A 13,593-nucleotide genomic window follows, 5' to 3' on the forward strand; every position below is an offset into this window, starting at 1 on the left:
CCCTCCTGCCGGGACGATGCGAAAAGGACCGAATGCGTGACGATCGAGACCCCCGGCAGGCCCAGCAAGGCGGCCGCCCCGAAGAAGATCGAGGGAATCCAGCTCCTGCGCGCGCTCGCCGCGATCCTCGTCGCCGCCTTCCACCTGAACGGGTCGATGGTGAACGATTACGGCTATGACGGCCTGCTCGGCCTCTTCCGGCATGGGGAGGCGGGGGTGGACCTGTTCTTCGTCATCTCCGGATTCATCATCCTGCACACGACGCTGAAGCGGCCGGAGATGACGAGGAACGCGTTTCTCGAGGCCCGGGCCTTCCGCATCTATCCGATCTACTGGGCGATCCTCGCCGCCTATCTCCTTCTCGCGGTCGTCGGGGCCCGGTTCGGGGTCGAGGCCGGCTATGCGACCGACCCGCTCACCGTCCTGAACAGCGCGGCGCTCTTTCCCTATCCTCGCGAAGTCATCACGATTGCATGGACACTGACGATCGAAGTCCTGTTCTACCTCGTCTTCGCGCTGACCTTCTTCCGCTTTGGCGTCAAAGGGTTCCTGACGGCCATGCTCGCCTGGGTGCTTCTCTCGCAGGCGGTCAAGGCGGCCGGTTTCGAGGGGCCCTGGACCGCCCTCACCCTCTATACCGGCAATGCCGAATTCCTCTACGGCGCGCTCCTCGCGCTCGCCTTCGCGCAGGGCCGGATGCCCGCCGCGCTTCCCGTGCTTCTCGCCGGGGTGGTGGGCTTCTCGGCTTTCTTGTGGACCGGCGGCGAGGGATACGGGCCGCTTTCCTCGCGCGAGTTCGGCGCCGGGATTCCGGCCGCCGCGATCCTCTACGGCATTCTGGGCCTCGGCGGGCGCCTGCCGCGCGTCTTCACCCTGCTCGGCGATGCCTCCTATGTCCTCTACCTGATCCACCTCCTGGCCTTCTCGGTGCTGTTGCGGGTCTTCGGCAGCGTGCTGGCGCAGGGGGGGCTCCTTCAGGAGGCGGCCCTGCTGGTGATGCTGGTCGCCGTCACCGCCGCGTCGGCCATCGTCCACCTCCTCGTCGAGCAGCCGCTTCAGCGCTGGTACAGGGCGCGGCGCCGCGAACGCATATCGGCGACGGCTCGACCGGCGGCCGGGCGCTCCTAAGTCGAGGCGGTGATGACCGATTCCCCTCCCCCTCCCGCGGCGAGCCTCGGCGAGGACTTTTCCGTAGCGGTGCAGCCCGCGCGGTTCCCGAAGCATGTCCTGCGCTTCCGCAATGACCGCTGGGCCGGGCGGGTGGGCCTCGCGGCGCTCGATGGCGAAGCCTGGACGGAGCATTTCGGGCGCTTCGCCCCTTTGCCGGACAATCTGGCCGAGCCCCTGGCCCTCGCCTATCACGGCCACCAGTTCCGCGTTTACAATCCCGATATCGGAGACGGCCGCGGCTTCCTCTTCGCGCAGCTGCGCGATGGGCGCGACGGCCGACTTCTCGATCTCGGCACGAAGGGGTCGGGCACAACGCCCTTCTCGCGCGGCGGGGACGGGCGGCTGACCCTCAAGGGCGGCGTGCGGGAGGTGCTGGCGACCGAAGGGCTCGAGGCGCTCGGCGTCTACACCTCCAAGAGCTTCAGCCTGATCGAGACGGGCGAGGCGCTTCTGCGCGGCGACGAGCCGAGCCCGACGCGGTCCGCCGTGCTCGTCCGCCTGTCGCACAGCCATATCCGCTTCGGCGCGTTCCAGAGGCTCGCCTTCCTCCTGAACGTCGAAGGCATCGAGACGCTGCTGGACCATGCCTGCGCGCTGCATTTCCCGCAGCTCGCGGAGCTGCCGCGCGAGGAGAAGCCGCCGGCCTTCCTGCGCGCGGTGGCGGTGCGGTCGGCCCGCCTCGCCGCGTCCTGGATGGCGGCGGGCTTCGTGCACGGCGTTCTGAACACGGACAACATGAACGTGACGGGAGAGAGCTTCGATTACGGCCCGTGGCGCTTCCTGCCAAAGGTCGATCCGGGCTTCACCGCCGCCTATTTCGACCATGCGGGCCTTTATGCCTATGGCCGCCAGGCCGAGGCGGTCCTTTGGAATCTCGGCCAGCTCGGCGGCGCGCTCCTGCCGCTTTCCGGCGAGGACGCGCTGAACGAAGCGCTCGGCGCGTTCCCCGCCGCCTATCAGGAGGCCGTCGCCGACGCCTTCTTCGCCCGCCTCGGCCTGACCCGCGGCGGCGGGGAAGAGGACGGCGCCTTCGTGCAGGACCTTCTGCGCTGGATGCAGATGAGCGGCGCGCCCTTCGAGCAGACGATGTTCGATCTCTTCTGCGGGAAGGCGGGCACGGCGCGCCGCGCCGCAAGCCCGTCCGCCGCGCTCTACGCGGCCGCCGCCTTCGCGCCGCTGGCCGAACGGCTCGACGCCATGAAGCCGGAGCGGCCAGAGCGCTTGGACGCCCCCTATTTCGCCCGGCCCGAGCCCGAGACGCTGGTCATCGAGGAGGTCGAGCGGGTCTGGGACAGGATCGACGAAGCCGATGACTGGTCCGCCTTCGAAGAGAAGATCGCCGGACTGCGCGAGGCGGGCGCGGCCTATGATCTGCGGCCGCTATCGGCGCCGGAGGGACATGTCCCAATGGCGCCTCGCTGAATCACACGGGAACGTGATAATTTGCTTTCCCTGGCCCCGGCACCGGCCTAGCCTACCGTCTCGTAACACAGTCGGGGGGCATCCCAGTGAAGGTCCAGCATCTCGCCGTTCTCGCGGCACTCTTACCCATGTGCGCCTGCGCGACGGTCACGCGCGGCACCAAGGAGGTCATGGTCATCGAGTCCACGCCCAGCGGAGCGCTCGTCTCTCTCAGCAATGACAAGATGAGCGGCGCCATGACCTGCACCACGCCCTGCACCGTCGAGATGCCGCGCAAGCGCGGCTTCGAGGTGACGGTCGAGAAGGAAGGCTACGAGACGATCCAGACCAAGGTGATCACGCAGGTCGCCGGCGGCGGGGCGGCGGGCATGGCCGGCAATGTCCTGGTCGGCGGCGTGATCGGCGCAGGCGTCGATGTGGCATCCGGGGCGATGAACGAGTTCAAGCCGAACCCGCTCGTGCTGACCCTCGTGCCGCTGGCCGTCGCGCCGCAGGCCGAAAATGACGTGCAGGACGCACCCGTGCCGAAGGCCGACGAGGAGGCCGAGCTCGGCAGCTGACCGCCGACGCTCTCGACCCGGCGGCCGCTTCGCGGGACGCGGCCGCCTTCCCTCCCCTTCCGCGCCGGGAATGGCGGGCTCTGCCTCTAAAGGCTCGCCCGGAGCGGCGCGGCGTTCAAGAAGGGTGCCGCGACAAGGGCGCCGGGAGATCGGACTTGCGGCTCTTGCGCCTTGCCCTGCTTGTTCTTCTTTCCGCCTGCGTCACCACGGCGGACAGCCCGGTCGATGCGGCCTTCACCAGCGCCTATGCGCCGCCTGCGGTCCGCGTGCGCGTCACGGATGCGGAGGAGCTGCCGGGCACCTACGACCTGGCCTTCAGAGAAGCCGGCCTGACCCGCGCCGGCGCGCCGCTGGACGGTTCGGCGGCCGCCTGGGTGGAGCGGACGCTGGCGGAGCGGCTCGGCGAGCAGCTGTCCCCCGCCTATACGGGCAGGCGGCGCGCACAGCTCGAAGTTGCGGTCGTTAACGTGATCCTGCCGGACGCCACGCGCTTCACGCCGCTTTCGGGCATGAAGAGCTTCGCCGTCGAGGCGCGCCTTCTCGACGGCGAAGGCCGCGTCCTGGCCGAGACCACCCGGCCCTTCACCGTGCTGAGCGAGATGCAGAAGCGCCGCTTCGGCCGTTCTGCCTGGTCGCGCCTTGGCGAAACCGATCGCCTGCGGGTCGAGGCGGTGATGAGCCTGACCGAGAGCGCGGCTCTTGTCATTGCCGATGCGATGACCGGCGGCAGCGTGCAGACGGGCCTGTCCGGCGGCTTCACGGCCTATCCCGAAAGGATCGGCGGCCGTTAAGAGTTTTCGCCTGCCGGTCGTGCTAGACCCGGGGCATGACCCAGAGGCCGCAGAAGAACGCGCTGGTCCTCTCCGGCGGCGGCGCGCGGGGCGCCTATCAGGTCGGCGTCCTCAAGGCGCTGGCCGAGCGCGTGCCGCCCGGCACCAATCCCTTCCGCGTGGTGACGGGCCTGTCCGTCGGCGCGATCAATGCCGCCGTGCTGGCAGAGGGCGCGGACGATTTTCCCGGCGCCGTCGCCAAGCTCGAGCGGCTCTGGCGCTCGCTGCGCTCCCATTCGGTCTATGATACGCGCTGGTCGACGCTCGCGACCCGCGCTGCGGGCTGGCTCGGCTCGCTCGGCTTCGGCTGGGCCGGCGCCAAGGCTCCGCCTTCGCTTCTCGACGCGCAGCCTCTGGCAGAGCTTCTCGCCTCCCATGTCGATTTCGACCGCGTCGCGGCGATGGCGGACGGCGCGCCGCTCGACGCGCTCGCCATCACCGCCTCCTCCTATGAGAGCGGCAAGGCCGTCACCTTCTTCGCAGGCTCGGTGCCGACCGATGACTGGCAGAGGGCGCGGCGGACGGGGCGGCGGGTCAGGATGCAGGCCGAGCACATCCTCGCCTCCGCCGCCCTGCCGATCGTCTTTCCGTCCGTCGAGGTCGAGGGCGAATGGTATGGCGACGGCGCCCTGCGCCAGGTCGCCCCGCTGTCGCCCGCCATACATCTGGGCTGCGACCATCTCTTCCTGATCGGCGCCCGCGACAGCCGCCAGGACGTGCTCAGCCATGCCGCGATCGAGGAGGGGCCGACCCCCTATCCGACGGTCGGCCTGATCGGCGGCCAGCTTCTGGACATCGTCTTCAACGACAACATGGACGCCGATATCGAGCGCTGTGCACGGATCAACCGGACATTGGAGGTGATGCAGCCCGAGCGGCGCGCGCAGACCCCGCTCCGGCCCGTCGCGATCGAACGGATCAATCCCTCGCGCGACATCCGCCTCATAACGGCCGAGCATGCCAGCGCCCTGCCGCCCACCGTCAAGCTGCTCCTCACCGCGATCGGTGCCTACAAGGCGCCGTGGGTCCTGCCGAGCTATCTGACCTTCGAGCCCGGCTTCATCGGTGCACTGATCGACCTTGGCTATCGGGACGGCAAGCGCCGCGCGAGCGGGCTGAAGGCGTTTCTGGGCGTATCCGAGGGCCGCGCCATGCAACGGGCCCGCAGCGTCGCCGCCGCGGACCTCGTCGTCGACGAGTAGGCTCAGCCGGCCTGCCCCGCAAAACCGCCGAATTGGTAGCGGTAGGTCAGATTGAGGTTGAACGCCCCATAGTCCTGTTCCATCGTGAACGGATCGCCGAACGCATCGACATCGTCGCCTTCGAACGTTCCGCTGCCATGATAGGCGGCCTCGAGACCGAGCGCGTGGCTGCGCGCGAAGGGCAGAAGGATCCCGCCCTTCACCTGATAGCCGAGAGCGCGGTCCAGGGGATCGGCGAGATCGATGCCCGCATCGTCCTCGAGATCGTCCGCGCGGAACTCGGCGATGCCGATGCCGATGCCGCCATAGGGAACGAAGCGGCCGCCGGGTTTCCCGTACAGGACGGCGTTCAGCGACAGGAGGCTCGTTCCGATGACGATGTTCTCGTCGAGCGTGCTCGTATCGCTCAGGCGCGCGCTCGATTCGAATTCGAGCGCGAAGCGCGGCCTGATCCTGTAGCCGAGGAGGAGGCTCCCCGCGACGCCCGTATTCGGCTCGAGCGCGCCGCTCTCGGACAAGGGAAGGCCGTCGAGGTCGACGCCTTGGAGTTCGTATTCCCCATTCCCCGGGAAGGCCGCGCCGAGGCCGGTGCCGAGGTAGAAGCGGCCGCCATCCTGGGCGGCGGCAGGCATGCAGGAAGCGCTCGCGGCGAGCGCCGCGGCGATGATCGTTCTCATCTCGATGTGTCCCGAAAAGGATGTCCCCTGCCCGCCCTCATTACAAGAGAGACCGGACACTTCCCTTTAGGACATTCGAAGAGGCGGCGCGACGGCGAAGTCCTCCCGGATCAAGACTTCGCAAGATCCGCACAGTCGCCGCCGCGCCGCCGACAGGCTTAGTAGCCGTAGCCGAAATTGAAGCGATAGGTCGCCATGACGCTGACGCCGCCATAGGAGACTTCGAGGCTGTCATCGACGTCGAAATCGCCGGCGCCGAGATAGTTCACCTCGAGGCCGAGGGCCTGCGTGTTCTCCATGATGGGGAAATTGACGCCGGCCTTGGCCTGGTAGCCGAAGACGCCGTCCGTGTCGTCGAGATTGGCGTCGAGATAGCCGACGCCGAAGCCCGCATAGGGCTGGAACCGGCCCTGGGTCGGGGCGTTGAGCACGCCGTTCACCATGAAGGCGGTCGTGCGCAGGTCGTCATCGCTGATATTGCCTTCGAAATCGGTGTTGCGGCCCGCGATCTCGGCCTCGATCGCGAAGACCGGGGCGAGGCGGTAGCCGAACAGCGCGCTGGCGGCGAAGCCCGTATCATAGTCGATCGCTTCGGTGCCGAAGCCGTCGAGCGTGGCTTCGTCCTCGGTCACGAAATAGGCGCCGAGGCCGACCTGAAGGTAGGATTCGCCGCGATCCTGCGCGAGCGCCGCGCCGGGAAGAAGGGCCGCGGCCGATGCCGCGACGAGAAGAGGCTTGTTCATTTGAGACAGTCCACAGGGTGTTGAAGATGCACGGCACGCGTGTGCCGACACCGTCCGCCTGCAAGGTCAGGATGAACAGCGCCTTAACGCGCCTCAGCCTGCGAAGGGGTCGCGCATCAGGATCACGTCTTCCCGCTCTGGCGAGGTGGAGACGAGGGCGACGGGGCAGTCGATCAGCTCCTCGATGCGGCGCACATATTTCACCGCCTCGGCGGGAAGGTCCGCCCAGGAGCGCGCGCCCGCGGTCGAACCCGACCAGCCCGGCATCTCTTCGTAGACCGGCTGGACCCGCGCCTGAATCTCCTCGCCCGAAGGCAGGTGGTCGAGCGGTTCGCCGTCCAGCTCATAGCCCGTGCAGACCTTGAGCGTGTCGAAGCCGTCGAGGACGTCGAGCTTGGTCAGGGCGATGCCGTCCACGCCCGAAATCTTGAGCGACTGGCGCACCAGCGCCGCGTCGAACCAGCCGCAGCGGCGCTTGCGTCCCGTCACCGTGCCGAATTCATGGCCGCGCTCGCCCAGGCGCTGCCCCGTCTCGTCCTCGAGCTCGGTCGGAAAAGGCCCCGAGCCCACGCGGGTCGTATAGGCCTTGCAGATGGCGAGCGTGTAGCCGACCGAAGAAGGCCCGACACCCGCGCCCGCCGCAGCCTGCCCCGCCACCGTGTTGGACGAGGTGACGAAGGGATAGGTGCCGTGATCGACGTCGAGGAGAACGCCTTGCGCGCCTTCGTAGAGGATGCGCTTTCCGGCCTTGCGCGCCTCGTCGAGCAGGCGCCAGACCGGCTGAGCATAGGGCAGGAGCGCACCGGCGATGCCGCGCAGCTCTTCGGCCAGCGCATCGGCGTCGATCGCCTTCGCGCCGAAGCCCGCGCGCAGCGCGTTGTGGTGGGTCAGGAGGCGGTCGAGCTTGGGGCCGAGCGCATCCGGCGAGCGGAGGTCCGCGACGCGGATCGCGCGGCGGCCGACCTTGTCCTCATAGGCGGGGCCGATGCCCCGGCCCGTCGTGCCGATCTTGCCCGCGCCCGCCGCGCCTTCGCGCAGGCGGTCGAGTTCCCCGTGGAAGGGCAGGATCAGGCAGGCATTCTCGGCGATGGCGAGGCTGACCGGGTCGATCCGAACGCCCTGCCCGCGCAGCCGCTCGACCTCGTCCTTGAAGGCGAAGGGGTCGATGACGACGCCGTTTCCGATCACCGAGACCTTGCCGCCGCGCACGATGCCCGAGGGCAGCAGCGAGAGCTTGTAGACCTTCCCGTCCACGACCAGCGTATGCCCGGCATTGTGCCCGCCCTGGAAGCGCACGACCACATCCGCGCGCGCGGACAGCCAGTCCACGATCTTGCCCTTGCCCTCGTCGCCCCACTGGGCGCCGACCACCGCCACGTTCGCCATTTCGCGCTCCGGAAGAATGTCGCGCGGACCATAGGCACGGCGCGCAAAGGCGCAAGCTCACAACCAGGCTTAAGCCGGGATTAAGTCAGATGTGGGAGACCGGGCGCAGCAGTCACTTCCCGAGGTTCTCATGCGCGCGTCGATCAGCACACTCGTCCTGGCCGCAGCGGCGGGTCTCAGCCCGGCGCTGGCGCAGAGTGCCGATGATGGCGGCGCCTATGATCCGAGCGCCTATCGCGACGCCTATTTCACGAGCGATCGCCCCGCCATGCCGCAGGGCAAGGTGACCCCGGAGCCGCAGAACGATCCGCTGGCCGACCTGCCCCGGCTGCCCGCCCCAGAAGCGGCGCCGGAAGCCCCGACCCGCATCGCGGCCGCGCAGTCCTATCGCTCGCCGCAGAGCCGCGCCGCCCGGCAGAGCGAGGACCGCCAGGTCGGCGTGATGGCCGGACAGCAGGTTCCCGCCGGAACGCCCTATTACACCTCGCCCCTGCGCCGCCAGCGCACGGCGGGCAGCGTTCTGGGCGGCCGGATCGAGGCGCGCGTCGGCTATGACATGGTCGAGATCGCCAACCCCGCCCCGGCGGAGGACCTCAAGAGCGAGGGCGTCCTCTACGGGATCAGCGGCGGCTATGACCGCCGCTTCGGCAACATGTTCATCGGCGGCTTCGCCTCGGTCGACTTCTCCGAAGCGAGCGAGATGAGCACGGTGAGCGACAGCTTCGACAACGGCGCCGGCACCGTCACCGAAACGCTGATCGAGATGGAAAGCGGCATGGACCGCGACATCGAGGTCGGCGTGCGCGGCGGCTTCACCACGGACCGCTTCCGCGTCTACGCCCTCGCCGCGCTGACCAATGCGGTGCGCACGGCGAAGACCACGACGACCGAGACGGTGACGGACGCGACCGACCCCGACAATCCCGAGACCACCGTCAACGGACCGACCGAGGCGCCCGAAGCGCGCTTCTTCGACGATGGCTGGCGCGTGGGCGGCGGCGCCGAGGTCAGCCTGACCCGAGGCCTCTACATCAAGGCCGAGTACCGCTACTCGCAATATGACGAGGACTATACCCGCCACCAGGCGGTGACAGGCGTGGGCCTGCGCTTCTAGGCGGCTTGCCGCGGCCGCGCGGAGGGCCTAGCGCCCGCCCATGCTGAACGGCCGAACCCAGACGCCGCCTTCGGGCAGGCGCTCATCGCGCGTGGCGCCGCCCGTGACGGCGGCCGCCCCGGCTGCGCCGCGGCGTCCGGGGCGCACGGAATGGCTGATGATGCTCGGCGTGGCGATCATCGGCGGGTCGAGCTTCGCCGCCATCAGGATCGCCGTCGAGACCGCGCCCGCCCCCATCGTCAGCGCAGGGCGGCTCTGGATCGCCTTCGCCTTCATGCTCGTCTACACGCTGCGCACCGGCCGGACGATGATGCCGCTGAGGAGCGGCGGAGGGCTCAGCCCGGCCTGGGGCTATGCGCTCGCCGTCGGCCTCATCGGCTATGCGATGCCGCACATGCTGATCCCGGTGGCGCAGCAGACGGTCAGCTCGCTCCTCGCGGGCATCTACATGGCCTTCATGCCGATTGCGACCGTGCTTCTGGCGGCCGCCTTCGCGGACGAGCCGCTGACGCCGCGAAAGAGCCTCGGCTTCGTCGGCGGCACGGCGGGAGTCCTGATCCTGATCGGGCCGCAGGCGCTCTCGAACCTCCTCTCCGCCGATGTCCGGGCGCAGCTTCTCCTGCTCGTCGCCGTGACCGGCTATGCCGTGGCGAGCGTCCTGATGCGGCGCGCGCCCGAAGTGCCCGCCCGCAGCTTCGCCACGGGCTTCCTCCTGTCGGGCGCCCTTCTCGCCACGCCCCTGGCGCTGGCTTCGGACTGGCAATCCGTCAGCCTCTCCTCCTGGGCGGCCATCGCCTATCTCGGCATCTTCCCCACTGGCCTCACCGCGATCTTCATCATCCTGACGATCAAGCGGGTCGGCGCGGGCTTCCTGTCGCTCTCGGCCTATCTGTCGCCGGTGACGGCGATCCTGCTCGGCGTCGCGCTGTTCGGCGAGGCGCTGGCGATGCGGCACGTGCTCGGCCTCGGCGCGATCATGGTCGGCCTCGTCCTCGCCGAGCCGCAGAGCGGGCGGGCTTTGTCGCGCTGGCTTCTCAGACGGCGATCCGCCCCCGCAGATAGGTGACGGCACCGCCCGTGAGGCGGACCCTGTCGCCATCGAGGACGCAGTTCACCTTGCCGCCCCGGGCGCTCGCCTGGAAGGCGGAAAGCTCCGTCTTGCCCAGCCTCTCCGCCCAGTAAGGCGTCAGCATGCAATGGGCCGAGCCCGTCACCGGATCCTCGGTGATGCCCACCGTGGGCCCGAAGAAGCGCGAGACGAAATCGAAGTCCTCTCCCGGCGCGGTGACGCAGACGCAGTCGGTCGCCACGCCCTCGCGCGGGCTGCGGATCTCGCCGAGCGCGAGGAGATTCGGCCGGAGCGCGCGCAGCGCCGCCTCGTCCGGCAGCACGGCGAGGAGGTACTGCCCGGCGAGCACGGCTTCGAGCGGCGCTCCCAGCGCCTCGGCCAGCCCCTCGGGCGCCGAGATCGGTTCGGGCGGATCGGCCGGAAAGTCGAGGACATAGGCTTCCCCCTCCCGCGCCACCGAGAGCGCGCCGGAGAGGGTGTCGAAGCGCAGGGACGCCGCCGCCTCGTCAAGCTCGGTATAAAGAACATGCGCCGTGGCGAGGGTCGCGTGCCCGCAAAGCGGCACCTCGGCGCCGGGCGTGAACCAGCGCAGGTCGTAATGCCCCTCGCCCTTGCGCACGGCGAAGGCGGTTTCCGCGAGATTGTTCTCGGCCGCGATGGCTTGGAGGGTTTCGTCGGGCAGGAAAGCGTCCAGCACCATCACCCCCGCCGGATTGCCGGTGAACAGGCGCTCGGCGAAAGCGTCGACCTGGAACATGTCTCTGCTTGTCATGCCTGCACCTCGGCCACAGCCCGTTCATAGGCGGCGTTGATCGCCGCCATCCTGTGTTCGGCGATGCGCAAGAGGTCGGGCGGCACGCCGCGCGCGACCAGCGCGTCGGGATGGTTGTCGCGGGCGAGCTTGCGATAGGCGCTCTTGACCGCGTCGGGGGACGCATCGGCCTCGAGGCCGAGCACGGCGTAAGGATCGTCCCGGTCAAGGCCGATATGGGCGGCCTTGACCCGCCGCCAGGCCGCGGGGCTGAGGCCGAACGCCTCGGCGGCCTCTTCGAGCAGCCGCATCTCTTCGGGATGGGCGACCCCGTCGGCGAGCGCGACATAGAAGAGGCAGTCGAGCACGTCCTCGAGGATCGGCGCATCGTCCGAGAAGAGGCGCCCCACCTGCTTGGCATATGTGCCAAAGCCCGCCACGTCCTGCTGGGCCAGGGTGAAGAGCATGCGCACCCGCGATTCTTCTTCGGCCGGGAAGGTGAAGAAGCTGCCGAAGGCTGCGACCTCGTCCTGCGTCACCATGCCGTCGGCCTTGGCCATCTTGGCCGAAAGAGCGATGAGCGCGATCGAGAACACGGCGGCGTCGCGCCGCTTCCTTCGCTCCTCCATCGCCTCCATCACGGCGCCGAGCGTGCGCTCGCGCGCCTCCGAGAGAATGGCCTGAATGCGGTCCCAGAGATTCATGGGGGCCTGTTAGCCTGCTCCGGCAGCGAAGTCGCCTTCTGCCGCTGCATACCGTGTTTTCGGGACGGCGAAGAGACGGTTAGAGGGGAGCCACAGACGCGAAGGAGCGACCCCATGGCCATCGAAAGCGTGAATCCAGCCGATGAAAGCGTGATCGAGCGCTTCGAGGCGCATTCGGACGGCTTCGTCGACGAGGCGCTGGACCGCAGCGTCGCGGCCGTCGAAACGCTGCGCGCGACCGGGGTGCATGGCCGCGCCGCCCTGCTGAACGAAGCCGCCTCCGTTCTGGAACGCCGCAAGGACAGCCTCGCCGCCGTCATGACCGAAGAGATGGGCAAGACGCTGGCCTCGGCCAAGGCCGAAGTGGGCAAATGCGCCGCCGCCTGCCGCTATTACGCGGAGAACGCCGAGGGCTTCCTCGCCGAAGAGGCGGTGGTGATCGAACGGGGCGAGGGGCGGATCGTGCACCTGCCGCTCGGGCCCATCCTCGCGGTCATGCCCTGGAACTTTCCCCTCTGGCAGGTCTTCCGCTTCGCCGCGCCCGCGCTGGCCGCCGGCAATACGGGGCTCCTCAAGCATGCCTCCAACGTGCCGCGCTGCGCGCTCGCCATCGAGGACGTGCTGAAGGAAGCGGGCTTCCCCGAGGGGGCGTTCCAGACGCTGCTCATCGGCGCCTCCAAGGTCGAGAGCGTCCTGCGCGACGACCGGGTGCGCGGCGCGACGCTGACCGGCTCGGGGCCGGCAGGCTCGGCCGTGGCGAGCACGGCCGGCGACGAGATCAAGCCGAGCCTGATGGAGCTCGGCGGCTCGGACCCCTTCCTCGTCATGCCCTCCGCCGATCTCGACGCGGCGGTGAAGGCCGCGGTGATGGGGCGCACGCAGAACAACGGCCAGTCCTGCATCGCCGCCAAGCGCTTTCTGGTCCATGCGGATGTCTATGAGGCGTTCCGCGAACGCTTCGTCGCCGCCGTCGGCGCGCTCAAGATCGGCGATCCGAAGGCGGATGACACGGATATCGGCCCCCTCTCCACGGCAGGAACCCGCGAAGACGCAGAAGAGCTGGTCGACGACGCGCTGCGCGCCGGCGCCACGCGCCTTGTCGGAGCGGAGCGGATCGAGGGGCCCAATGGCGGCAAGGGGTACTGGTACGCGCCGGGCATCCTCGAAGGGATCACACAGGATGCCCGCGCCTATCGCGAGGAGCTCTTCGGTCCCGTCGCGCTTCTCTTCAAGGTGCCCGACCTCGATGCGGCGATCGAGCTCGGCAATGACACGGCCTTCGGCCTCGGCTCCGTCATCTTCACGCAGGACGAGGCGGAAATGCGCGAGGCGGTGCACAGGCTCGATGCAGGCGCCACGGCGATCAACCGCATCGTCGCCTCGGACCCCCGCCTGCCGTTCGGCGGCGTGAAGACGTCCGGCTATGGCCGGGAACTCGCCCGCGACGGCATGATGGCCTTCGTGAACCGCAAGACGGTGACGCGGCTCTAGGCCCTCTCGTCGCGCTCCCGCCGCGCATGGACGAGGAGCGCGACGCCGATCGCGCCGGGAAAGAGCGACACCGCCGTCAGGATCGGAAAGACCTGCGGATCGTCCGAAGCCTTGCCGACGATGAAGCCGAAGAGGATGAGAGCCACGGCCACCGCGATCAGGATCAGCCCGGCGACGCCTCGGCCGCCACCGCCCTCGTCTTCGCCCGCGGAGCGCTTGAGCTCTCTCACCGTGGCGGCGTCGAGCGGGACGCCTGCCCGGATCGCCTCGCGGATCGTCTCCTGCACCGCCTGCGCCTTGAGCCAGCTCGCAATGCTGGTGATGAGGACGATCAGGACCACGAAGCCGAACGCCCCGAGCGGCGCGTCGAAGCCGCCGAACAGCGATTCGATGTCGAACATGAAAAGCACTCCCCCGTGCTGACGGACGGGTTGTGACCCGAACATTGCCGAAGGGCAAGGCGGCAGGACACTC

General features: G+C 69.0%; 14 protein-coding genes. 8 read left to right on the plus strand and 6 right to left on the minus strand.

The window, feature by feature from the left end; all coding sequences use genetic code 11:
- Positions 1–36 precede the first annotated feature (36 nt).
- From IE88_RS0102565 to IE88_RS0102585, 5 genes are all read left to right on the plus strand, one after another.
- Entirely contained in the window at positions 37–1,128 is a 1,092-nt protein-coding gene (locus IE88_RS0102565; protein WP_031549800.1) for an acyltransferase family protein, read from the plus strand.
- Between the two features lie 12 nt (positions 1,129–1,140).
- Positions 1,141–2,592, plus strand: coding sequence for a protein adenylyltransferase SelO family protein (locus IE88_RS0102570; protein WP_051881422.1), 1,452 nt, complete (start codon positions 1,141–1,143; stop codon positions 2,590–2,592).
- A gap of 86 nt (positions 2,593–2,678) precedes the next feature.
- A complete protein-coding gene (locus IE88_RS0102575) occupies positions 2,679–3,152 on the plus strand; it encodes a PEGA domain-containing protein (RefSeq protein ID WP_202900414.1) in 474 nt (157 codons plus the stop codon).
- A 155-nt stretch (positions 3,153–3,307) separates the two neighbouring features.
- On the plus strand, positions 3,308–3,943 hold the full coding sequence (locus IE88_RS0102580; protein ID WP_031549806.1) for a hypothetical protein: 636 nt from the start codon (positions 3,308–3,310) through the stop codon (positions 3,941–3,943).
- Positions 3,944–3,978: 35 nt separating this feature from the next.
- Complete coding sequence (locus IE88_RS0102585; RefSeq protein ID WP_031549808.1) at positions 3,979–5,184, plus strand: patatin-like phospholipase family protein; 1,206 nt, start codon at positions 3,979–3,981, stop codon at positions 5,182–5,184.
- Between the two features lie 2 nt (positions 5,185–5,186).
- Here IE88_RS0102585 and IE88_RS0102590 read toward each other — a convergent pair whose 3' ends face one another.
- From IE88_RS0102590 to IE88_RS0102600, 3 genes are all read right to left on the minus strand, one after another.
- Positions 5,187–5,861, minus strand: a complete 675-nt coding sequence (locus tag IE88_RS0102590) for an outer membrane protein (protein WP_031549810.1) — start codon at positions 5,859–5,861, stop codon at positions 5,187–5,189.
- Positions 5,862–6,019: 158 nt separating this feature from the next.
- Positions 6,020–6,604: an outer membrane protein gene (locus IE88_RS0102595; RefSeq protein WP_031549812.1), complete on the minus strand. Its 585-nt coding sequence runs from the start codon at positions 6,602–6,604 to the stop codon at positions 6,020–6,022.
- A gap of 93 nt (positions 6,605–6,697) precedes the next feature.
- On the minus strand, positions 6,698–7,990 hold the full coding sequence (locus tag IE88_RS0102600; RefSeq protein WP_031549814.1) for an adenylosuccinate synthase: 1,293 nt from the start codon (positions 7,988–7,990) through the stop codon (positions 6,698–6,700).
- 130 nt (positions 7,991–8,120) lie between these two features.
- Between IE88_RS0102600 and IE88_RS17055 the strand changes: the two genes are divergently transcribed.
- Positions 8,121–9,104, plus strand: coding sequence for an outer membrane protein (locus IE88_RS17055; RefSeq protein WP_051881423.1), 984 nt, complete (start codon positions 8,121–8,123; stop codon positions 9,102–9,104).
- A 40-nt stretch (positions 9,105–9,144) separates the two neighbouring features.
- Positions 9,145–10,170: a DMT family transporter gene (locus tag IE88_RS0102615; protein ID WP_051881424.1), complete on the plus strand. Its 1,026-nt coding sequence runs from the start codon at positions 9,145–9,147 to the stop codon at positions 10,168–10,170.
- On the opposite strand, the gene IE88_RS0102620 is transcribed toward IE88_RS0102615, so the two are convergent.
- Complete coding sequence (locus IE88_RS0102620; RefSeq protein WP_031549820.1) at positions 10,139–10,945, minus strand: PhzF family phenazine biosynthesis protein; 807 nt, start codon at positions 10,943–10,945, stop codon at positions 10,139–10,141. The two genes, IE88_RS0102615 and IE88_RS0102620, sit on opposite strands and share 32 nt — an antisense overlap.
- Entirely contained in the window at positions 10,942–11,628 is a 687-nt protein-coding gene (locus IE88_RS18615) for a molecular chaperone DjiA (protein ID WP_031549822.1), read from the minus strand. Before IE88_RS18615 ends, IE88_RS0102620 begins: the two co-directional genes overlap by 4 nt.
- A 114-nt stretch (positions 11,629–11,742) precedes the next feature.
- Here IE88_RS18615 and IE88_RS0102630 point away from each other — a divergent pair, with 114 nt between their 5' ends.
- A complete protein-coding gene (locus IE88_RS0102630) occupies positions 11,743–13,119 on the plus strand; it encodes an NAD-dependent succinate-semialdehyde dehydrogenase (protein ID WP_031549824.1) in 1,377 nt (458 codons plus the stop codon).
- On the opposite strand, the gene IE88_RS0102635 is transcribed toward IE88_RS0102630, so the two are convergent.
- A complete protein-coding gene (locus IE88_RS0102635; RefSeq protein ID WP_051881425.1) occupies positions 13,116–13,520 on the minus strand; it encodes a hypothetical protein in 405 nt (134 codons plus the stop codon). The genes IE88_RS0102630 and IE88_RS0102635 overlap by 4 nt on opposite strands.
- Positions 13,521–13,593: the final 73 nt, after the last annotated feature.

Origin of the sequence: Parvularcula oceani (assembly GCF_000733125.1) — a bacterium.
GTDB classification, from domain to species: Bacteria; Pseudomonadota; Alphaproteobacteria; order Caulobacterales; family Parvularculaceae; genus Parvularcula; species Parvularcula oceani.